This window comes from Flaviflexus equikiangi (assembly GCF_014069875.1).
GTDB classification, from domain to species: domain Bacteria; phylum Actinomycetota; class Actinomycetes; order Actinomycetales; family Actinomycetaceae; genus Flaviflexus; species Flaviflexus equikiangi.
This window is the reverse complement of the sequence record NZ_CP059676.1, coordinates 1,151,985-1,171,217: the sequence shown is the minus strand read 5'-3', so window position 1 is coordinate 1,171,217 and position 19,233 is coordinate 1,151,985. Positions and strand designations below refer to the sequence as shown.

General features: G+C 65.1%; 20 protein-coding genes and 1 riboswitch. Of the genes, 2 read left to right on the top strand and 18 right to left on the bottom strand.

Features of this window, described 5'->3' with window-relative positions; all coding sequences use genetic code 11:
• Positions 1-7: 7 nt before the first annotated feature.
• From H2O75_RS05495 to H2O75_RS05470, 6 genes are read right to left on the bottom strand one after another with little or no spacing between them, the layout of a single operon-like run.
• Positions 8-904, bottom strand: coding sequence for a diacylglycerol/lipid kinase family protein (locus H2O75_RS05495; protein WP_182174730.1), 897 nt, complete (start codon positions 902-904; stop codon positions 8-10).
• Entirely contained in the window at positions 889-1,713 is an 825-nt protein-coding gene (gene tatC / locus H2O75_RS05490) for a twin-arginine translocase subunit TatC (RefSeq protein WP_182174727.1), read from the bottom strand. The genes H2O75_RS05495 and tatC overlap by 16 nt, the downstream gene beginning before the upstream one ends.
• Entirely contained in the window at positions 1,710-1,964 is a 255-nt protein-coding gene (tatA, locus tag H2O75_RS05485) for a twin-arginine translocase TatA/TatE family subunit (protein ID WP_182174723.1), read from the bottom strand. Before tatA ends, tatC begins: the two co-directional genes overlap by 4 nt.
• 42 nt (positions 1,965-2,006) lie before the next feature.
• The gene (locus H2O75_RS05480; RefSeq protein ID WP_182174720.1) at positions 2,007-2,288 is read right to left on the bottom strand and encodes a hypothetical protein; all 282 of its coding nucleotides are present in this window, start codon (positions 2,286-2,288) and stop codon (positions 2,007-2,009) included.
• Entirely contained in the window at positions 2,285-3,262 is a 978-nt protein-coding gene (locus H2O75_RS05475; protein ID WP_182174717.1) for a helix-turn-helix transcriptional regulator, read from the bottom strand. Before H2O75_RS05475 ends, H2O75_RS05480 begins: the two co-directional genes overlap by 4 nt.
• Positions 3,262-4,179 (bottom strand): helix-turn-helix transcriptional regulator, encoded by a 918-nt coding sequence (locus H2O75_RS05470; protein WP_182174714.1) that lies wholly within the window; start codon positions 4,177-4,179, stop codon positions 3,262-3,264. The genes H2O75_RS05475 and H2O75_RS05470 overlap by 1 nt, the downstream gene beginning before the upstream one ends.
• Positions 4,180-4,215: 36 nt before the next feature.
• Between H2O75_RS05470 and H2O75_RS05465 the strand changes: the two genes are divergently transcribed.
• Complete coding sequence (locus tag H2O75_RS05465) at positions 4,216-5,304, top strand: DUF3866 family protein (protein WP_220462804.1); 1,089 nt, start codon at positions 4,216-4,218, stop codon at positions 5,302-5,304.
• On the opposite strand, the gene H2O75_RS05460 is transcribed toward H2O75_RS05465, so the two are convergent.
• The 11 genes from H2O75_RS05460 to fmt all read right to left on the bottom strand — a co-directional run bounded on the left by H2O75_RS05460 (position 5,301) and on the right by fmt (position 17,885).
• Positions 5,301-6,596 (bottom strand): MFS transporter, encoded by a 1,296-nt coding sequence (locus H2O75_RS05460; protein ID WP_182174708.1) that lies wholly within the window; start codon positions 6,594-6,596, stop codon positions 5,301-5,303. The two genes, H2O75_RS05465 and H2O75_RS05460, sit on opposite strands and share 4 nt — an antisense overlap.
• A gap of 56 nt (positions 6,597-6,652) precedes the next feature.
• Positions 6,653-10,060: a TM0106 family RecB-like putative nuclease gene (locus H2O75_RS05455; RefSeq protein WP_182174705.1), complete on the bottom strand. Its 3,408-nt coding sequence runs from the start codon at positions 10,058-10,060 to the stop codon at positions 6,653-6,655.
• Positions 10,061-10,096: 36 nt separating this feature from the next.
• A complete protein-coding gene (locus H2O75_RS05450; RefSeq protein WP_220462803.1) occupies positions 10,097-11,242 on the bottom strand; it encodes an MFS transporter in 1,146 nt (381 codons plus the stop codon).
• 144 nt (positions 11,243-11,386) lie between these two features.
• Positions 11,387-11,785 (bottom strand): PH domain-containing protein, encoded by a 399-nt coding sequence (locus tag H2O75_RS05445; RefSeq protein ID WP_182174702.1) that lies wholly within the window; start codon positions 11,783-11,785, stop codon positions 11,387-11,389.
• A 20-nt stretch (positions 11,786-11,805) separates the two neighbouring features.
• Positions 11,806-12,648 carry an ATP phosphoribosyltransferase gene (gene hisG / locus H2O75_RS05440; RefSeq protein ID WP_182174699.1) on the bottom strand — a complete coding sequence of 281 codons (843 nt, stop codon included), beginning with the start codon at positions 12,646-12,648 and terminating at the stop codon, positions 11,806-11,808.
• Between the two features lie 11 nt (positions 12,649-12,659).
• A complete protein-coding gene (locus H2O75_RS05435) occupies positions 12,660-12,923 on the bottom strand; it encodes a phosphoribosyl-ATP diphosphatase (RefSeq protein WP_182174696.1) in 264 nt (87 codons plus the stop codon).
• A 66-nt stretch (positions 12,924-12,989) separates the two neighbouring features.
• A complete protein-coding gene (locus H2O75_RS05430) occupies positions 12,990-13,946 on the bottom strand; it encodes an ABC transporter substrate-binding protein (protein ID WP_182174693.1) in 957 nt (318 codons plus the stop codon).
• The gene (locus tag H2O75_RS05425; RefSeq protein ID WP_182174691.1) at positions 13,943-14,764 is read right to left on the bottom strand and encodes an ABC transporter permease; all 822 of its coding nucleotides are present in this window, start codon (positions 14,762-14,764) and stop codon (positions 13,943-13,945) included. The genes H2O75_RS05430 and H2O75_RS05425 overlap by 4 nt, the downstream gene beginning before the upstream one ends.
• Positions 14,749-14,867: riboswitch (FMN riboswitch) on the bottom strand. It overlaps the preceding gene by 16 nt.
• Positions 14,868-14,884: 17 nt before the next feature.
• Positions 14,885-15,547, bottom strand: coding sequence for a ribulose-phosphate 3-epimerase (gene rpe, locus H2O75_RS05420; RefSeq protein ID WP_182174688.1), 663 nt, complete (start codon positions 15,545-15,547; stop codon positions 14,885-14,887).
• 11 nt (positions 15,548-15,558) lie between these two features.
• Entirely contained in the window at positions 15,559-16,977 is a 1,419-nt protein-coding gene (locus tag H2O75_RS05415) for a transcription antitermination factor NusB (RefSeq protein ID WP_182174685.1), read from the bottom strand.
• Positions 16,974-17,885, bottom strand: a complete 912-nt coding sequence (gene fmt / locus H2O75_RS05410; protein ID WP_182174682.1) for a methionyl-tRNA formyltransferase — start codon at positions 17,883-17,885, stop codon at positions 16,974-16,976. Before fmt ends, H2O75_RS05415 begins: the two co-directional genes overlap by 4 nt.
• A 168-nt stretch (positions 17,886-18,053) precedes the next feature.
• Here fmt and H2O75_RS05405 point away from each other — a divergent pair, with 168 nt between their 5' ends.
• Complete coding sequence (locus H2O75_RS05405; protein WP_182174679.1) at positions 18,054-18,704, top strand: hypothetical protein; 651 nt, start codon at positions 18,054-18,056, stop codon at positions 18,702-18,704.
• A gap of 145 nt (positions 18,705-18,849) precedes the next feature.
• On the opposite strand, the gene H2O75_RS05400 is transcribed toward H2O75_RS05405, so the two are convergent.
• Positions 18,850-19,200, bottom strand: a complete 351-nt coding sequence (locus H2O75_RS05400) for a helix-turn-helix domain-containing protein (RefSeq protein ID WP_220462802.1) — start codon at positions 19,198-19,200, stop codon at positions 18,850-18,852.
• Between the last annotated feature and the right edge of the window lie 33 nt (positions 19,201-19,233).

Genomic DNA, 19,233 nt, shown 5'->3' with positions numbered 1-19,233 from the left:
GGCAAGGCTAGCGGAGGAAGCGGACAGCGCGTGACCGCACACGCACCGTCACCGGAAGGGGACCCACCTCTTCACCGTCCACCATCGCGGTGGCACCCTCGGCATCGAGCATCACCTCGGTGACGGCACGGACGTGCACCATCTCAGCATCGAGGTGTGTGCCGCGGTAGAGGCGGGGGAAGATTCTCGCCAGTTCGGTGAGTCTGAGTGGGCGTGCCACGATCAGCTCCAGCCTGCCATCACCACCATCCGATCCCGGGGAGAGGGCAAGGCCCCCGCCGAACGAGGACAGGTTCGCGACGGCGACGACGATCGCCTGCGCCGTGTTCGTCCGGCCCGATGCCTCGATCCGGTACGTGCGCGGGGTGAAGCGCGGCAGCGTCGCCAGGATCGCCCTCAGGTAGCGTGCGTGGCCGTGGGGGCGCCGGTACGTGTTGGCGGCCAGATTGACGTCGGCATCGAATCCCGCCGAGACGATCGCCATCCCCCACTCCGTGCCGTGCGAACCGGTGATCTCCATGACGTCAAGATCGTCCGGCTCGCGGGAGGCAAGACTGTCGAGGAGATGCTCGAGGCCGGTCTCCCACCTCGTTGTCAGTCCGAGATCCCTCGCGATATCGTTCCCCGTGCCGAAGGGCACATGGCCGAGGAAGACGCGCGTTCCCACCACGTGCTGGAGTGCGAGGTGGATGGTGCCGTCACCGCCGACCGTGACGATCCCGTCGATGAGACCCTCATGGATCGCCCGCTCGAGGAGCATATGCGTCTCGGCCACGGTCGGTGCCGCGAGGGGGATGACGCGGTAGCCCGCCGCATCGAGACGGCGGGCTACCTGAGCGCCAACAGCGACCCCGCGGCCGTTGCCGGCCGTGGGGCTGACAACAAGGCCTAGGGCTGTATCCAATCGGAGCCCTCGCTCTCGTCGCCGAGAAGCTCGCTGAGCTCCTTCGCGCGACGCTTGGCCTTCCGCTTGTCGTGTCCGATGCAGATGAAGGAGGCCGCGAAGTAGAAGAACAGCATGGGTGAGAGGATCATGATCATCGACCATGCGTCCGGGAGCGGGTTGACGAGTGCGGCGAAGACGGCGCATCCGATGACAGCCCACCGCCATCCGCTCAGATAGGTCCGTCCCTTGATGAGACCGAGGAAGTTGATGCCGACCATGACGACAGGCAGGAGGAAGCTGATGCCGAACGCGGCAATGATCTGCATGAAGAACCGGTAGTAGATCCGAGCATCGAGCAGGTTGACCGCGAAATCGGGGGCGAATCCGGTGAGGACGACGACGGCGCGCGGCAGGATCAGCCAGCCGAGCAGGCCTCCGAGGAGGAAGAGAGTGACGGCGGCGGCCGTGAAGCCGAGCGCGATGAGTTTCTCTTTCCGCCGCAGGGCGGGTGCAATGAAGAGCCAGCCCTGGAGGATCCACCACGGGGAGGAGATGAAGATCCCGATGAAGGCCGCCATCTTCACGTGCAGTTCGAAGCCGACACCGACGGAACCGAAGTTCAGTTCGGCGTGCCCGCCGCGCTCGTTGATCCCCTCGAGGGGTGCGACCATGAGGTCAGCGAGCGGATCGTAGAGGAACCAGCCGATGACGGAACCGATAGCGATTCCGGCAATGGCGTAAAGCAGCCGGTTCCGGAGTTCGCGCAAGTGCTGCGCGAGGGGCATGCGCCCTTCCGGATCGCGGCGCTTCGTGATGCCTTCGGTCACTGGCGTGGGTCTTGTCCCTCGCGCTCGTCGCGCGGTGCTGTCGCGTCGTAGCTGGCGCGGGGCGCGTCCGGCTGAGCCGTGGGTGCAGGCGGAGTGTTCGGGTTGGTGTCTTCGCGAAGTTCCGTGACTTCCTTCTTGAACACCTTCATCGACTTGCCGACCGAGCTGGCGATCATCGGCAGCTTCGCCGCCCCGAAGACGAGAATGAGGACGAGCAGGATAATGAGGATTTCCCAACCGCTGAGGTTCATGTGAGCTCCCTAGTGTGCGTAGACAACAATTCTACCCCGAGTTTAACCGTGGTAAATATGGTCCCACCGTTCAATGGTCCTAGTGAGTCGCTCATGGCGACGGCAGTCGCGTTCCAGGGCAATTCGGGCACGCGTCTGCCGGGGTGTCTCGGCCGCGGGAGCGGGCAGGATCGGGGCCTCGATACGTGCCATCCGATCAGCAGATTTGCCCAGGGAATCAAGGAAACGGGCGATGGAGCGCCAGATGCTGGAGACGGTCCGCCACACCTCCCACCCGAAGTAGCCGAGCCCGCCGACAATGAGAAGAATCACGATCACTGTCATCGCTGCACCTGCGCGATCGCAGTGGCCTGGGCGATGACGTCCCGCTTCATCTCGACCGGTGCGATATCGACGAGATCGGTGCCGATCTTGATCGCACACTCCCGCACCCACGTCGCCGATACGGCGCGGACGGTGATCGAGAGGGTGTCGCCGCCGTTGACGGTGACGGCACCGGGAATGGCCTCCGCGAACCAGGCCGCGCCCGGCTTCACCGTGAACGTCACGTCCGTGCCGGTCGTGGGATGAAGGTGGGGATGGCGGCGCAGGGTCCGCCTGGCTCGGTTCGCCTCCGTCTGGGAGACCGGAGCGCCCGTGGACGCGCGCGACATGCGGTCGAGCCTGAACCATCGCAGGTCACGATCATTCTGGAGTGCGGCGAGATAGCCCTCCTGCTCGGACACGACAGCGCACGGGATGACGGTGCGCGTGGAGATCGCCTCCGTGACACCGTCAGCGCGATGGTAGGTGAAGGTCAGCCTGCGCGATTCCCTCATCGCCTCCCAGACAGCATCGAGGACGTCTTGGGATCCGCGCGGCTCCGGAGGTGCGGCGCCGACGATGTCTCCCGTGCCGCGGCGGATCTTCTCCCGGACGGACCGGAGGGAGAGACCCGCCTCGGAGGCGGGGTCGACGAGCTTGAGCAGCTGGTCGATGATCTCGATCGATACGGCGGCCTCACCGTAGGTGAGGTAGACGCGGGGGTCGTCGTCCAGCATCGGGACGTAGGAGATCGTGTCCTCGAGCGAATAGACGAGGTCCGTATCGTCCTCTGTCGTCGCCGCGTCGAGCTCGAAGTCGACGAAGTAGCGCGCCGCCCTGTCGTCGACTTCTGTGAGGAAGAGGATTTTGACGGCCTCGATCGCGTCCTCGGCCGACAGGTTGAAGACATCCGCGATCGTGCCTATCGTCGTCTGCTTCCACGTGATGATGTGCGAGGCGATAGCCGTCAAGAGGACGACGTCTGGTTTTGCCACTACTCCCCCAACCCGATGATGTGAGCAAGCCGCCGAGAATAATCATCCGCATCGGTGCGCGCCTGCACGCCGAGCTGGTTGAGCTGGTCGAGGAGACGCGGCCAGCTCGCGTTCTCGAAGCGGTAGCCGTCCCAACCGTTCTCATCGCGGCCCACATGCTCCCCGCGGGCACGCACGTTCTCGCCCGCCCCTGGCGCGAGATAGATCGTTGCCGTCACGGGGTCGAAGGATCGACCCACGACGGGGTTCGCCCTATAGTCCGTGGGTTCGAGGACGTCGATGGCGCGGATCCTGGAGAGCCTGAAGTTCCGCACCTCCGGCTCGGCCGGAACCATCTCGTCTTTGGTGCCGCCGACGCTGATGCGGCGGCCACGGCAGTAATACGATCCGAGGGTTTCCCACACAGCATCCACCTCGACGAGATAGAAGCGCCGGTCCGGGGAGCGCGGGTTGTCATAGTCGAGGATGACGGGGGCCCGCCTGCCGATCGCGTCGACGAGGTCGAACAGATGGTAGCTGTCGGGAAGAGTGATCCGGACCGTCGACTGGTCGTCGCTCACGTGGGCTCCGCCGAGCAGCTTCTGCACGGTGCGCCGGGCAACCTTCTGCAGGTCATCCTTCCCCGTCAGCGATTGGGCCGCCAGACGGAGCAGGGTCAGATCGGCAGCATCGAGGTCGATTGCGATGAGCCCCGCCCGGTCGACCGCGACGAGGGGATCGTCCTCGTCTGTCTGCGTGGTCGGATAGCCGAAGTCGCGAAGCCTGTCGAGGTCGCGGTTGAGCGCCTTCGCCCGATCCGCGCCGGACTGGTCATAGCCGAGCTCGTAGAGGTCGGAGCGGCGGCGCGGCTGATCGACGAGGTTGGCAAGAAGCCTGAAGATCCGCTTGCCCGGATCGTAGGTACGAGAGCCTGTCACAGGTTCTAGACTATCCCACGATAAGATGGTGCGGTGATGACCTGGCGCAGAGGCACAATTTCGAAACCCGGCAGGGCGTGGCTTGGCGGCGCCGAATGGTGGGTCACGATCGACGGGACTGAGCATCTCGCTCTCGCCTACACGGACCTTGTCGGTTCCCTCGAGGTGGGCGATGAGGTGGCGGTCAACACGACGGCGACGGATCGCGGCCTCGGTACCGGCGGATATGCCCTCATCGTCTCCGCCTCATCTCTTCCGGAGCCCCGCACCGGCCCGGGACATATCGTCAAGGCCCGCTACATGCCGCAGCAGGCGATGGTCATGGCAGTAGACGAGCCCGACTCCCCCCATTACGACATTCTCGCCGCGGCAGAGAGCCTGGATGGCATGCCGGTGGTCGTGGCCGACCTGCATTCTGCGCTGCCCGCGATCGTTGCCTGCGCCACGCATGATGCTCCCGGTATACGGATCGCCTACATCCACACCGATACGGCAGCCCTCCCTCTCGCTTTCAGCCGCACCGCGGCAGCCTTGCGCGAACGCGGCGATATCACGACGATCACGTCGGGACAGTCGTTCGGGGGCGACTTCGAGAGCGTCAATCTGCACACGGCTCTCCTGGCCGCCCGCCACGTCATCGGGGCCGATATCGCGGTGGTGGTGCAGGGGCCCGGCAATGTGGGGACGGGGACTGCGTGGGGGTTCTCGGGAACAGCGGTCGGGGAGGCGATCAACGCGATCAACCTGCTTGGCGGCACAGCTATCGCAACCCTGCGAGTATCGCAGGCTGATGCTCGACCCCGCCACCTCGGCATCTCCCACCATTCGCTGACGGCCTACACGAAGGTCGCGCTGACTCCCGCGCTCGTTCCCATCACGTCCGAGAACATCGATCCAGACATTCTGGCGGTGATCGAGAGCCGATACCCCACCCTCACGGGAACGGGACGGCTCACCCTTGTCGAGGTGGACGGTATCCGTGCCGGCCTGTCATCATCCGCGGTGCCGTTGAGAACAATGGGGCGCGGGCTGGTCGACGACTATGCCGCCTTCGCGTTCGCCGGGGCGGGCGGCGTTCTCGCGGCCGGTCTCGTTGCCGAGACGAGCAGCCCAGGGGCCGACTAGCCGCGCGACACGTCGGGCAGGCGCCTCCCGGCCACGACCCCGAGAAGGCCCATGGCCGCGAGGAACAGCAGTGCCCACGAGACGTGGATGGCGGCGATGGCGGAGCTGACTGCTCCGACGATGAGGAGAATGAGTCCCATCGCCGAGTTCGAGACGGCCGTATAGATCGTCCGCTGATCCCCCTCCGCCATGTCCACGACATACGTTTTCCTGGCGACCCGAACACCCGTGTGGGTGAGGCGGAGCAGGAAGTAGGACGCGACGAAGACGAGGGTTCCGGCCCACGTGTCTCCCGAGAACCCCGGGAGGGAGACGATGACGACGGTGAGGATGATGGTGGCGGACGCGAGGGCGGCACCGACGCTCATGAGTCTCTTGCTCGATCTGTCGGCCTGAGAGCCGAAGATGCGGCCGCCGATAAGGGCGGCGATGCCGGAGGCGATGATGAAGCTGCCGAGACCGGCCAGAGCACTCGCGCCCGCATCGATCGACATGGCGACGATAAAGGGCGGGCTGAGTGCTGAGACGAGGAGGAGGCTGCGGACGAGGACGAACGTGCGGAACGGGGCGTCCTCCCGCAGGAGCGCCACCATCGTCCCGAACCATCCCGCATCGCTCTCATCCGATCGTTCTGGTGGTGTCGGCTGAGTGTCGGTCTCGACCGGCTCCCTGATTCCCGCATAGACCACAGCAACACCGACCCACAGGAGGGCCCCGCCCACCAGCATCCACGCGAGGCTGCCAGCGGATAGATCCTCTCCCCCATACACCCTGATTCCCAGGCCAAGGGTGATGGCGACGATCCCGGACGCCGTTGTCGCCAGACCGTTGATCTGACCCCGTTCACCTTTCGGTATCGTCCTCCCCTGCACGTCTTTCGACGCGATCGAGCACAGGCAGCGGCCGAGGGAGAAGACCGCGAGCGCGGCGAGAATGAGGAGTCCTGCGAACGTGCCCTCTGCGAGGGCGGCGGTTGCGGCGATCGCGGCGACGGATGCTGCCTGGATGAGTGCGCCTGCGGTGAAGACCCGCGTGCGGCGCTTTGCCCGCAGGACGAGGGGTGTGAGGAGGGCTTGTGGCAGCATCGATCCCGATTCGCGGATGGGAACGAGGGCCCCGGTTAGTGCGGGCGGGACGCCGAGCACGGCGAAGAGCCAGGGCAGGACTGTTGACGGGTTGACGATCTGGTCGCCCGAGGATTGGAGTGCCTGTCCGGCCACCTGGCGTAGGCCGTTGCGGGCTACGTTGTTCTGAACGTCCTCGGGAAGGTCCTCTTCGGCATCCCGATTCATCAGCCTGCTGTATATTCTTTCGCTCTGCACCCATCTACCCTAGGAGATCGCGGTGATCATTGCGCATCGACGAGGCGTGCGAACGCACTCATCTCGCGAAGCGCGTCAGGTGTGGCCGGGAGGTGATCGAGCAGGGCTGGGGAATAGAGGATGTAGGACAGCCATTGTGCGCGTGAGATTGACACATTGAGGCGGTTGCGCATGAGAAGGAAGCTGAGTCCGCGCGGGACGTCGGCGGCGGATGATGCGGCGAGTGAGGTGATGGCGATGACGGCTTCCTGTCCTTGGAACTTGTCGACGGTTCCCGCTCTCACTGCGTTGAGACCTGCCCGATCCAGTGCTTGGCGGAGGGTGTCGACCTGAGCATTGTAGGGTGTGACGACGATCAGGTCTTTCTCGTTCAACGGTCGATGCTGCTGTCCATCGAACCAGTCTGTGCCCAGGTGTGACTGTATGAGAGTGACGGTATGCTCGGCTTCCTCCTCCGATGATGACACGTTGCCGGCGTGGTGGATGGGGATGGGGTTGACGCCTGGCGCGATGCCCTCGAGTCGTCGTCGGCGTGTGCTGGTGTGCGACCGGAGCTGACCTTCGTATGAGAGGACTGAGACGGGTTGTGCCACGCTGTCGTCCATGCGCCTCGACTCGGCGAGGAAGTATCCCCTGTCGGATGGGAGGACGTCTCTTCCGTCGATGAGGTATCCGAGGGCGGATTCGTTGACGGGTTCTGGATGGGTGCCGCTGCTGACCTGGGGTAGCTGTTGAGGGTCGCCGACGAGGAGAAGATTGCGGGCACATGTGCCCGACGCGATGGTGTTGGCGAGTGAGAACTGACCGGCCTCGTCGATGACGAGGAGGTCAAGGCTGCCGGGCTTGAGGCGTGAGAAGAGCCATGCGGTGCCGCCGATGACACACCCACCGGGAAGGATCGCGGACTGTCCCGCCGCGTTGTCGCAGTGTGTGATGGGTATCGGGAGGGCTTTCTCAGATGTGCTCTGTGCCTTGATGATGAGATCGCCGGGCAGGCCGTACCGGTGGGCCTCCGTGAGGACGTTGTCGACCACTTTGTGTGATTGTGCAACGACACCCACCCGCCATCCCCAGTCCCGGACGAGACAGACGATCGTGTGCGCCGCGACATAGGTTTTGCCGGTGCCGGGCGGTCCCTGGATCGCGAGGTAGCTGCCCGCGAGGTTGAGAGTGGAGGTGACGACGGCGTCGACGGTGTCCTCCCCGACCACCTCGGCAAGGGCCGTGCCGTCCACCATCCGGGAGGGCCGGCGCATCAGGATATCCCCCAACGGGTCTTCCGGGATCGTGCCGCTCTCGTACGCAGATCGCACCCAGGATTCGATGGCGGTCTCGAGGTTCTTCGTGTGCGGTGGGCTCCCGGGAGTGAGTGCGATCGGAACCGCCTCGGACGGTTCGAAGCCCTTGGGGAGGCGTTCTATCACATGAACGCCATCATCCATGACTGTCATCGTGACCGAAGCGGTACGCCGGGTGAGGGGGTCCTCGGATGGTCCGGTGTCGTACACGGCGAATGCGGTCCCGTCCCGCGGTGTGCTGCCGGCCGTCCATGATCCCCGCATCATCAGCTCTCGGCTGAGGCCCGATCGTGCCGTGAGTCTCGACCAGTCGCGGATCAGCTCCGCGTCCGTGACGTGGAAGACTCCTCGATGCTCCGCCCATGAGTCGACGGGTTCTGTGAGCCGAGCGAAGTGCTCCCACCAGAATGACTTGTTCTCTCTGCGATGGTAGAGGAGCGCAGCCCCCGCCAGGCCCCAGGCGCGTTCATGATCAGTGCGGGCAGGGTCGAAGGGATCTCCGCTGATCACGCCGACTGCCTCGTCGAGCTCATCCGTCGGCCCACGATCCGCGCGTTTCTCCTCCTGACTGAGAGCCGCCTCGGAGGTTGCCGGCCGCGACGGTTCGACGTTCTCAGTTCTCGCGAGTTCTCTCAGCCAGTCCCGCAGCCTCAAGGTCGAGACGCAGTCGTACTCGTTGTAGTCTGCGATCTCTTGGAGGAGGAGCCGCGCCTCGTCCGTCCTTCCGCTGTCGCGCAGCAGCACGTAGTGGGCGTACTGGTCGACACTGTCCGCCGCGTTCGTGACGCCCTCACGCCGCTCCCCCGCCATATGAAGAGCCTCGACGCTCTTGATCGAGTAGGAGGCCGTTCCGATCTGGAGGGCTCGACCCACGGTCGTGAAGAGATCGACCAGGACTCCCTGTCGGAGCAGATTGTCGACTCGTTCCTCCCCGACGCCGTGACGCTGCGCGATCGACGCGAGATGTGTGCGTTCGTAGCTCGCGTAATGGTAGACGTGCATGTCAGGAAATCTGGCGCGGCGCTCCTCGACGACATCGAGGAAATCCAGCAGAGCCTGCCGTTCCTCCGCCAGCGAATGAGCCCACAACGATGTGAAGGCACCTGAGGAATCGACGAAACCAAAAAGATAGTCGATGCCCCACGTCACCCCATCGACAGTCCACAGCGGGTCACCCTCGAAGTCGAAAAAGATGTCGCCCTCGCTCGGCTCGGGCAATGAGAGTGAGGCAGGATCCCTCACCTCGACGAGGGGCAGCTCGCGCCCCTCGCTCTCCACCTGGAGACGGGCCTGCGCCGCGAGCTTCGCCAGGGTGCGAGACGGAATGTCACCCTGCTCATCGCCCTCCCGCCATCGCGCAAGATCGTCAATGGTCAACATCCCAAGGGCGCGAAGCTTCATCCGTTGACTGCCCCGAAGATTGTAGACCTGCCACAGATCTCGGCGATCCTCGATCTGCTGCCGGCAGTCCGAGCACGTCCCGCACCTGGGGATCCGATCGTCCTCCCAATCTGCCGGACCGTTCTCGAGATGATGGAGCACCGTCCGGACAAGACGATTCCGACGCACACCATACATCGGTTCGATGTCGGACAGACGGTGGGTGGATACTCGACTGTCGCCGAGGATAAGGTCGACGTGATCGTCGGTCGGGATCCCGGCTTCCCGCAACTGCCCAGCATAGGCGGCAACCTGAAGGAGTGCAGTGACTCGGGCCGTGCGTGCCAGCTTGACGTCCTGGACACGATAGCGACCATCATCCTGGCGCACGACGAGATCCGCATATCCCACGAACCCCACAGCATGATCCGCCGACACGAACGCAGCCTGCGCCACGACATCGGCGCCCTCCCGAAACGCCCGGAGCGTCTCACGAGCCGCTTCTTCCCGTGATCGACCATCTCGCCCGATCTCGATGATCGTCCGACCGGCCGCCCGATAGGAGTCGAGGATGCGGCGCTCGTGGATATCGCCGAGCTCGGCGGCCCGCCTCATCATCACATCGGCCGCGCGCGGGACGGGATCGATACGACCACATGCCTCATCGACCTGCCGCAGCCACGAATATTGACACGAGCTAGCCGCCGTGAGATCGCTCGCTCCAACGAGGATGCGCCCGGAATCAAAAGTCACCATGACACAACTGTGCCCTAGTGTCCGGTCATAAACAGCCTAGGAGTGTCTCCCGCGCAGTGCCACCGGCACGGTCAGTAGCGAGACGGCACCGACGAGGAGGACTGCCGTGCTGAACGAGAACGCGGTGGCGATGGCGCCGATGAGGACGGATCCGAGACCCGTCCCAGCATCGAAGCCGACATTCCAGCTCGCGCTCGCGGAACCGTAGTGCTCTCGCTTGACGGCCTGGAAGGCTAGGACGAGGGTGAGGTTTTGCAGGCCGCCGTAGCTGATGCCGACGAGGGCGGCTCCGATGAGGAGCGGCGCAACGATTGTCGAGTCCGGGTCCGAGACCGCCCATCCGAGCAGGCTCATGCCCGCAACGGTCGTGACGACGAGAGGCCACGTGAACCGGGATGCCCCATACGTATCCGCGAGACCCCCGAACCGCCACCTCGACACCGCGGTCGTCACGGTGAGGACGAGGAGGGCGATCGTGCTGAGACCGGCGCTCGACGTCATCTGCGCCATGAAGCTGATGAGAGCCCCACCGGCAAGAGTGACCGCGAGGAGGAGAACGACGGGACGGAACAGCTGGCCGTAGGGCGGCTTCCCCTCCGATTTCGGGACGCGTTCGGCCTTCTTGCCGAGCAGGTAGGCGGGAACGACACCGAGAAGCGGCAGCAGTCCGACAGCGAAGATCAGGCCGAAGCCCACCGTCTCGGCAAGCCAGGGGCCGCCGGAGATGAAGATGATCTGCGGGCCGGCGATGGCAAGGCCGTAGATGCCGATGGCCTGTCCTCGTCTCATCGGATCGACGAGCTCGGCGACGAGAGCGCTGCCCGTCACGGTGATGACGCCGAAGCCGAGGCCGCGCAGGGCCGAGAAGAACAGGATCGAGCCGAGACTGTTGCTGAGGAAGAAGCCGGCCGTGGGCAGGCCGAGGAGGATCATGCCGGTGACGAGCACGGGCTCCCACCCGAAGCGGCGCAGGGCGGACGGAACGAGCAGCTGGGTGAGAACCGTGAACAGCATGAGGATGCCGTTGACGAGACCCGCTCCCCCAGCATCGGCCCCGCCCTCGATGGCCCACATGGGGGCGACGGGCAGGAGGGCTGCGAAGCCTGAGAAGCTCAGGACTGTCATGATGACGAGGAGCGGCATGCCGGGCTCGCGCAGGACCGAGTTGTTGAGGGATTTCATGCTGAACAGGATAGCCCGGGGATGCTCAGAGTGAGAGAGATGTGAGCCCATGGTGTCGAAGCGCACCACGGCCGCGACGAAACCGGGCTTCGATCCAGCCCTGCGGCGGTGAGGCGAACGCGCTCCTCCGACGTTTCGCGTCTTCTACGCGGTGTGTCGATCAATAAGAGTGGCGAGACGCACGGCTTCGCGCCGAGCATACTCCCCATCCGCCGCCTGGATCGCCATGACGTTGATCGATTCGCCGTCGGTCGTGTCGATCCGCACCCATGGACCATCGCCGAAGTCGACCCCGACGAGCTGACCCCAGGCCAGGTCGTGGGAATAGATGAGGTTCTTGATGACGATCCCGTCGGTGCGGACCTCGAGGCGCACCCGGTACTGGATCCACAGCAGCCACAGGAAGAAGCCGAGGAGGGCGAGTGTGCCGACATAGTCGCTCGTGCCCCATGCGTACATGCCGAAGCCGGGTGCGACGGCGAAGAGCGCGGCGGTCGCGATGATGAGGAGGATGGCGAGACCGAGACACACGTATCTCGCCATCCGGGGTCGAAATGTCCGATTCACAGCCTACAGGCGAGGATCGGGGTCACGAGGATAGCCCGGGCACCCGCCTCGTAGAGGGAGTCCATGACGCGGTTGCGATCATCCTTGCGGACCATGGCGCGCACAGCAAACCACTCCCCGTCGTGCAGCGGTGACACGGTGGGCGACTGGAGGCCCGGCGTGAGCTGGACTGCCTCGTCCAGGTTCTCGGCGCGAATATCGTAGTCGATGAGGACGTAGCCGCGTGCGACGAGGACGCCCTGGATGCGGCGGTCGAGAATGTTGAGGCCCTCCGGTTCCTCCCCGGAGCGGCGGATGAGGACCGCCTCGGAAGACATGAGGGGTTCGCCGAAGACGGTCAGGCCTGCCGCCCGCAGGGTCGATCCGGTTTCGACAACGTCCGCGATCGCGTCCGCAACACCGAGCTGGACGGAGGATTCGACCGCACCGTCGAGGTGGACGACGGTGGCGCTGATGCCCTTCTCTTCAAGATGCTTGCGGACGACCACGTCGTAGGAAGTGGCGATGCGCTTCCCCTCCAGCTCATCGATGGTCGACATGGAGCCGTTCGGTGCCGCGAAGCGGAACGTGGACCGGGCGAAGCCGAGGGGGCGATGCTCGATCGCGTCCGCGTCGGAGTCGATGAGGAGGTCCCGGCCGGTGATGCCAACATCGACGGTGCCGGCGCCGACATAGACGGCCACGTCGCGCGGACGGATGAAGAAGAACTCCACGCCGTTCACTTCGTCGAGGAGGACGAGCTCCTTGGGGTCACGGCGCTGACGGTAGCCGGCTTCCTTGAGGAGTGTGGAGGCCGGTTCAGACAGGGATCCCTTGTTGGGGACGGCGATTCGCAGCACGTGGTTCTTCCTTACAGGTAGCGGTAGACGTCATCGAGGGAGATGCCGCGGGCGATAAGCATCACCTGGAGATGGTAGAGCAGCTGGGATGCTTCGAGGGCAACCTGATCGTCCGATTCGTATTCGGCCGCGATCCACACTTCACCCGCTTCTTCGATGATCTTCTTGCCGATAGCATGGATGCCGGCGTCGAGTTCGGCGACGGTACCGGAGCCCTCGGGGCGGTCGGCGGCCTTCTGGCTCAGCTCTGCGAACAGGTCTTCGAAGTTCTTCACCCCGCCAGTTTAAGCCCTCAAGCCCCGGGGAGCCTACCGGCTCGACGCCGTGAGACCACGGCCACGCTAACGGACGATCTCCGTTGTCATGGCGTCCTCTGCCGGGACAGGCACGGACAGGATGCCGATGCGGGACATGAAGTCGCTCATGTCGGCCCAGCGCTGGATGTCCTGCGCGCCGACGGTGCCATCGCCTCGATAGAGGGGCAGTGTCGCCTCGAACGTGAGGGCCGCCGCCTCACGCACCTGCGGGTCGCTCATACCGGGCACGTAGCCGGTCACGATATCGAGAGTCTCCTCCGGGTTCGCCTCCGCATAGTCGAGTGCCATCTCGACGCCCTCGAGGACCGCGCGATAGGCGTCGGAGTTCTCGTCGAAGGAATCGACCATGGCGGACAGGCCGGGCCCGATCAGCGGCAGGTCGGGAGCCAGGTCGATCGTGCGCACCGCGAAGCCCTGGGCTGACATCGCCACAGCATCGTTGTTGACGAAGCCGATGACGGCATCGACATCCCCGCGCGACAGCGCCGCCATCTGGGTGAAGCCGATCGAGTCGACCGTGACGTCCTCGAGGCCGTAGGCGTCGATCATCGCGAGCAGGCCGAAATAGTTCTCCCCATACTCCCCCGGTATCCCCACGCTCTTCCCCTCGAGGTCTACCGGGCTCTCGATGGCGGAATCCTCGGGGACGATGAGGGTGACGGGATAGGTCTGGTAGAGGGTGGCGAAGTTCTTCGCATCCACGCCCTCCGCGCGAGCGAACATCACTTCGTCCCCGCCGGCGAACACAATGTCCTCCTCCCCCGTCGTCAGGGCCGTGAACAGGGGCTCCTGGGCGCCGTGGTGGCGCAGCTCGACGTCGACGCCAGCATCCTCGAAGAATCCCTGGTCGAGGGCGACATAGAAGGGGAAGAACTGGACATCGGGAACGTAGGACAGTCCCACGGTCAGACCATCATCATCCCCGCCGGAGCAGGATGCGAGGAGTGTGAGGGCGGCGCAGGCCGCGAGAATTTTCTTCATGAGAGTCCCTTTCTGGTGATCTTCTCCACGTAGGTGAGGAGCAGATAGATGCCGACGGCGAGAATGATGAGGATGGCGATGACAGCGAAGAGCTGAGCCACGTTGGCGGTGGATCCCTGCCCGCGGGAGAGGGCCGCGCCGAGGCCGTCCCCGCCCATGACCATCTCCCCCACGACCGCGCCCGTCACGGACAGCGTGAAGCCGGTTCTGATTCCGGCAAGGATCGCGGGCGCCGCCAGGGGCAGTTCAATCGAGCGGACGAGGTCGAGCCGTCCCGCCCCGTCGAGACGAGCAGCATCGACTATGTCCTGGTCGAGCTCGCGGATGCCGAGGGTGGTGGAGATGACGACCGGGAACATGACGATGATCGTGCACAGCACGGTGATCGGCACGAGGCCGTAACCGATCCACACGACGAGGAGGGGCGCCAGTGCAACGGCAGGTATCGCCTGGGAGGCCGCAAGATAGGGGCCGAGAGTGGCGGCCACGATCGGGGATCGAGCAATCGAATATCCGAGGGGCAGGCCGATGATCGTGGCGGCAAGACATCCCAGGCCTGCCGCGAGGAGTGTTTCTCTCGCTGCCGACAGGAGGTAGCCGTCGGCGATGCCGCTCCAGAGCGTGTCCCACACGGCGCGCGGATGCGGAAGGAAGTAGGTGGGCAGGATCCCCATGTCGGCCACGACCCACCAGAGGGCGATGATGCTCAGCCCAAAGATGATCGGTGCGAAGTGTCGCAACTGTCCTCCGGCATGATTCGGGGACAGCGGGCACGCGTCGCGCACTGAGGGCGCGACAGCCTGGCGTGTTTCTCCCATCCGGACTTTGACCGTCGGTTGGGGAGTTTCACCCCATCAACCGCTTGCGCGGGTCGCGGACTTTAACCGCCGGCTCGGATTTTCACCGACCCCGAAACACGCCTCTATCGTAGCATCACGTCAGTGGCTGTGCTTGTGAGCCAGCTCCCGCAGCTGTGCGACCGAGGCGGCCGCGTCCTCCGCCTTGTAGACGGCGGAGCCTGCCACGAAGTTGTTGGCGCCCGCCTCGGCTGCCTGCGCGATCGTGTCGGCGGTGATCCCGCCATCGACCTGGATCCAGGTCTCGAGCCCCTTCTTCGCGATGAGGTCGCGCAGCCGGGCAACCTTCGGCATGACGTTCGAGAGGAACGGCTGCCCGCCGAAGCCAGGTTCGACCGTCATGCACAGCACCATGTCGAACTCGTCGAGGATGTCGATGTAGTTGTCGATCTGGGTGGCCGGGCTGAGGGCGAGACCCGCCCGTGCCCCCATGCCCCGAATCTCGCGGGCGAGACGGATCGGTGCCGAGACCGCCTCCGCGTGGAAGGTGACGGAGTCCGCTCCCGCTTCGACGAAGCCCGGAGCCCACCTGTCCGGGTCAGCGATCATGAGGTGCGCATCGATGGGGATGGGCGAATACTTCTTCGCGGCCTCGATGACGGGCACGCCCCACGTGAGGTTGGGAACGAAGTGGTTGTCCATGACATCGACGTGCGCCCAGTCGGCGTTCGAGATCTTGTCCAGCTCACCGGCAAGGTTGCCGATATCGGAGTTGAGGATCGAGGGTGAAATCAAAATGCTCATGCGTTATTTTCTCACTTCTTGATGAGGAGAGCCGCGAACATCGCGTCTGTATCATGTTCGTCCGGCCAGAGTTGGAGATACGGTCCGGAAATCGTGTCCAAAGACCCAGGGATCACCATGGTGCGCGCCACATCGACCGTGTCGAGGACGTCGACGCGATCGGTGAACTGGTTGACGATGTCGAGCGTTTCGCGCACGTCCGGGGAGCACGTCGAATAGCAGATGAGGCCGCCGGGGCGGGCAGCATCGATCGCCGCCGCCAGGAGGCCGGCCTGCAGCTCCATCATCCCCTCAGCGTCACCGGGGGTCTTCCGCCACCGCGCCTCGGGGCGCCTGCGGAGGGAGCCGATGCCGGAGCAGGGAGCGTCGACGAGGACGCGGTCGAAGCGGTTGGGCTCTTCCCGTGCGAGAGTACGACCATCACCCTCGCGAAGCGCCACAGCATCCCCGAACGGAGCCACAGCATTGGCGACCAGGTCGAGACGGTGATCGTGGAGCTCGTTGGCGAAAACCCGGACGTTCCGGCCCTGGACGAGACCGGCGATCGTGGCTGTCTTGCCGCCAGGACCGGCACACATGTCGAGCCATTCCTCATCGCGTCCCTCGAGGGGGGCGCCCGCGAGGAGGTGGGCGACAAGCTGCGACCCTTCATCCTGCACCCCGGCGCTCTGGTCGCGGATCGACTGCATGCGTCCCGGGTTGCCCCGTTCGAGGACGATCGCGTCGGGCATGAGGACGCCGTCGAGGGGCGTGGCGCGTGCCTCGCGAGCATCGTTCATCACCGTCTCGCGGGACACGGCGCGGGGCGCGATCGCGACGCGGGCGGGCTCGTTGTTCGCCGCGAGCACGTCGCCGAGATCGGCAACGGTGCGCCCGGATGCGACGAGAGACTTCTCGTACACGTCGAGGATCCACTCGGGGTGGGAGGTCTGTGCGGCCAGGACGGCCTTCGGGCCCTGGTCAGCGAGTTCCGCTGCGAGTGCTTCGTCCCATTCCGCTGCGGTGCGTTCGGAGATGCGATGCATGACGGCGTTGACGAACCCGGACGCTCCCGAGCCCACCTCGTTGCGCGCGAGGTTGACCGTCTCGTTCATGGCCGCATGGATCGCGACATCGAGTCCCTGGATCTGGTGGGCACCGAGGCGGAGGATGTCGATGACGAGGGGGTCGATCTCCTCGAAGGGACGACCCTGGACGCACATCCGAATAATCGCGTCCCATCTCCCCTGCATGCGCAGCGTCCCGTAGGTGAGGTTCGTGGCGAAGCCGCGTCCCTTCCCGGAGAGATTGGCGCGCTTGAGGGTGGCGGGCAGGGCGATGTTCGCGAAGGCGCCGTCGCGCACCTGTTCGAGTACGTCAAGGGCGACAAGTCTCGCCGGATCGGATTCCATGCGCCCGGGGCGCCACGTCGAAGGTCTCTCGTCAGTCATGAATCCCAGACTACCGTTTCACGCAGGCCCCGGGCCCAGTCCGATGCCGACATCCATGGTTTGCCGGGAGGTGCGATCCGGTCGAGCCTCAGGGCCCCCTCCCCCGTTCCCAGGAGCACGTCCCCGCCCTCGACGCGGATCTCTCCGACAGGCACGCCCACGTCGACCGGGATCGCTGGGCCGATCTTGACCCGCTCCCCCCGCCACGTCGTCCACGTGCCCGGATTCGGCGTGAATCCGCGGATGTGTGCGTCCAGTTCGCGGGCCGGGCGGTTGAGGTCGAGCCTGCCGTCGTGCCCGGTGAGCTGGGGTGCGTGGCTCGGTTCGCCCTCCTGGGGCGTCGGTGAAGCAGTGCCGGCCTCGATCCCCGCGAGTGTGCCCGCCAACAGCTCGGCACCATCGCGGGAGAGCCGCTCGAGGAGGTCACCGGCCGTCTCGCGGTGACCAATCTCAACCTCGACCATGTCATAGACGGGGCCCGTGTCCAGGCCCGCCTCGATCTGGAAGGTCGCGATCCCTGTCGTGGACTGCCCGGAGGCGATGGCGTACTGCACGGGGGCTGCTCCCCGCCACTGCGGCAGGAGGGAGAAGTGGAGGTTAATCCAGCCGTGCGCGGGAACGTCCAGGAGCGCGCGGGGAATGATCAGACCGTAGGCGACAACCGCGACGGCCTCCGGCTCGAGCCTGGCGATCTCTTCCTGGATCTCGGGTGCCTTGAGGGTGGCCGGCGTGAGAACGTTCAGGCCGAGCTCTCGCGCCGCGGCCTCGACCGGGGAGGGGGTGAGCACGCGCTTGCGCCCCACGGGGGCGGGTGCACGCGTGAGAACGCCGACGATCTCATGCTCGGAGGCGAGACGGGTGAGTGAGGGGACTGCGGTGACCGGGGTGCCGGCGAAGATGATGCGCATGGCTCCAGTCTACGGCCGTGCGCTTATCCGGCGCTGTCACGGGCTCCCGCGCGTGAGCGTGCCGCGCCGACAGGAGAGTGGAAGCCTCGAGCAGCTGCGGACTGGTCTTCACCCTCATCTGTTCCGTGCGACAATATCAGCGCAGAGTCGCACGAACATGGAGGACACATGGATACGTTACCCGAGCAGGCACCAGCACGGTCGGCGCGCTTGGCACGGAGCGTCCGGATACTCGCCCTCATCATCGTGCTTCTTCTCGCCCTCATCACGGCCGGCATCATCGCCTTCGTGAAAGGCGACTACCTCGGTGTGTCGACGGAGTCGCGCAACTCGCAGGTCGTGCAATCCCTCGACCGTGACGAGGAGATCGTCCTCCTCGGGCTCGGAGTCCAGGGCATCGCCGAGGAGCGCGTGGCCCGCACCGTGTTCGGGCAGACGGTTCCCGGCAGCGGACGCACCCTCTTCCTCCAGTACACGTTCCGCGCGAAGCTGGGAATCGAGGGCGACGATGTCATCATCGAGCCGAAAGGCGATGACACGATCCTCATCACCGTTCCCGAGTTCATCTTCATCGGACACGAAGACATCACGTTCAAGACCGCCCTCGAGGACAACGGCGTCCTCAGCTGGGTGACCCCCGATATCGATACGCCTGACGTCATCAACGACATCCTGACCGACGAGACGATGCAGGAACATGTCGATGCGAATCGTGACATCCTCGAGGATCAGACGGAGATGTTCTACACGAGCATCATCGCCACGGTCGATCCGGCGATCAGGGTCGTCTTCGACTTCCGCGGCTCCTCAACGTCCTGACCATCCCACCAAGACCCTGCCCAACGGATGTGAGGCGGAACCACGCGCCGGGTTCTGCCGCAGCGGTTCGCTATCGGGGTCCGGGGAATATCTCTACGAAAATTCACGCTAAGAGGCCTTGGTAGTAATGGGGACGGATTGAGCGCTAAGCCTCCAGGGTCGCTTTGGCGGTGGGGCGCCGTCCGATACTTGCCTTGTTGAGGTGCCCGTAGATGGTGGAGCGCGGGACCTGGAGGAGGTCGGCGATGCGTTGGACCGTATGGGTCCCCGCGTCGTAGAGCTGCTGGGCGTGGTGGACCTGGTCGGGGGTGAGCTTCGGGCGTCTTCCGCCTGTTCGCCCGCGGGCGCGGGCGGCGGCGAGTCCGTCGCGGGTGTTGGCGACGATGAGTTCTCGTTGCAGTTCGGCCAGGACGGAGAGCATTCCGAACATCGCGCGTCCTTCCGCGGCGTGTCGCCGATAGGTTCGGGATGTCGTCAAATGACCGTTTCTCGACATGCTACGTCCGGTTGCGGTGTGTCCCGGTTAGCC

Coding starts and splice junctions, on each gene's coding strand:
- tatA (WP_182174723.1), bottom strand. CDS start 1,964: ATGAACCTCAGCGGTTGGGAAATCCTCATTATCCTGCTCGTCCTCATT.
- H2O75_RS05480 (WP_182174720.1), bottom strand. CDS start 2,288: ATGACAGTGATCGTGATTCTTCTCATTGTCGGCGGGCTCGGCTACTTC.
- H2O75_RS05465 (WP_220462804.1), top strand. CDS start 4,216: ATGACCTGGCGCAGAGGCACAATTTCGAAACCCGGCAGGGCGTGGCTT.
- H2O75_RS05460 (WP_182174708.1), bottom strand. CDS start 6,596: ATGAATCGGGATGCCGAAGAGGACCTTCCCGAGGACGTTCAGAACAAC.
- H2O75_RS05455 (WP_182174705.1), bottom strand. CDS start 10,060: ATGGTGACTTTTGATTCCGGGCGCATCCTCGTTGGAGCGAGCGATCTC.
- H2O75_RS05450 (WP_220462803.1), bottom strand. CDS start 11,242: ATGAAATCCCTCAACAACTCGGTCCTGCGCGAGCCCGGCATGCCGCTC.
- H2O75_RS05445 (WP_182174702.1), bottom strand. CDS start 11,785: ATGGCGAGATACGTGTGTCTCGGTCTCGCCATCCTCCTCATCATCGCG.
- H2O75_RS05430 (WP_182174693.1), bottom strand. CDS start 13,946: ATGAAGAAAATTCTCGCGGCCTGCGCCGCCCTCACACTCCTCGCATCC.
- H2O75_RS05425 (WP_182174691.1), bottom strand. CDS start 14,764: ATGGGAGAAACACGCCAGGCTGTCGCGCCCTCAGTGCGCGACGCGTGC.
- rpe (WP_182174688.1), bottom strand. CDS start 15,547: ATGAGCATTTTGATTTCACCCTCGATCCTCAACTCCGATATCGGCAAC.
- H2O75_RS05415 (WP_182174685.1), bottom strand. CDS start 16,977: ATGACTGACGAGAGACCTTCGACGTGGCGCCCCGGGCGCATGGAATCC.
- fmt (WP_182174682.1), bottom strand. CDS start 17,885: ATGCGCATCATCTTCGCCGGCACCCCGGTCACCGCAGTCCCCTCACTC.
- H2O75_RS05405 (WP_182174679.1), top strand. CDS start 18,054: ATGGATACGTTACCCGAGCAGGCACCAGCACGGTCGGCGCGCTTGGCA.
- H2O75_RS05400 (WP_220462802.1), bottom strand. CDS start 19,200: ATGTCGAGAAACGGTCATTTGACGACATCCCGAACCTATCGGCGACAC.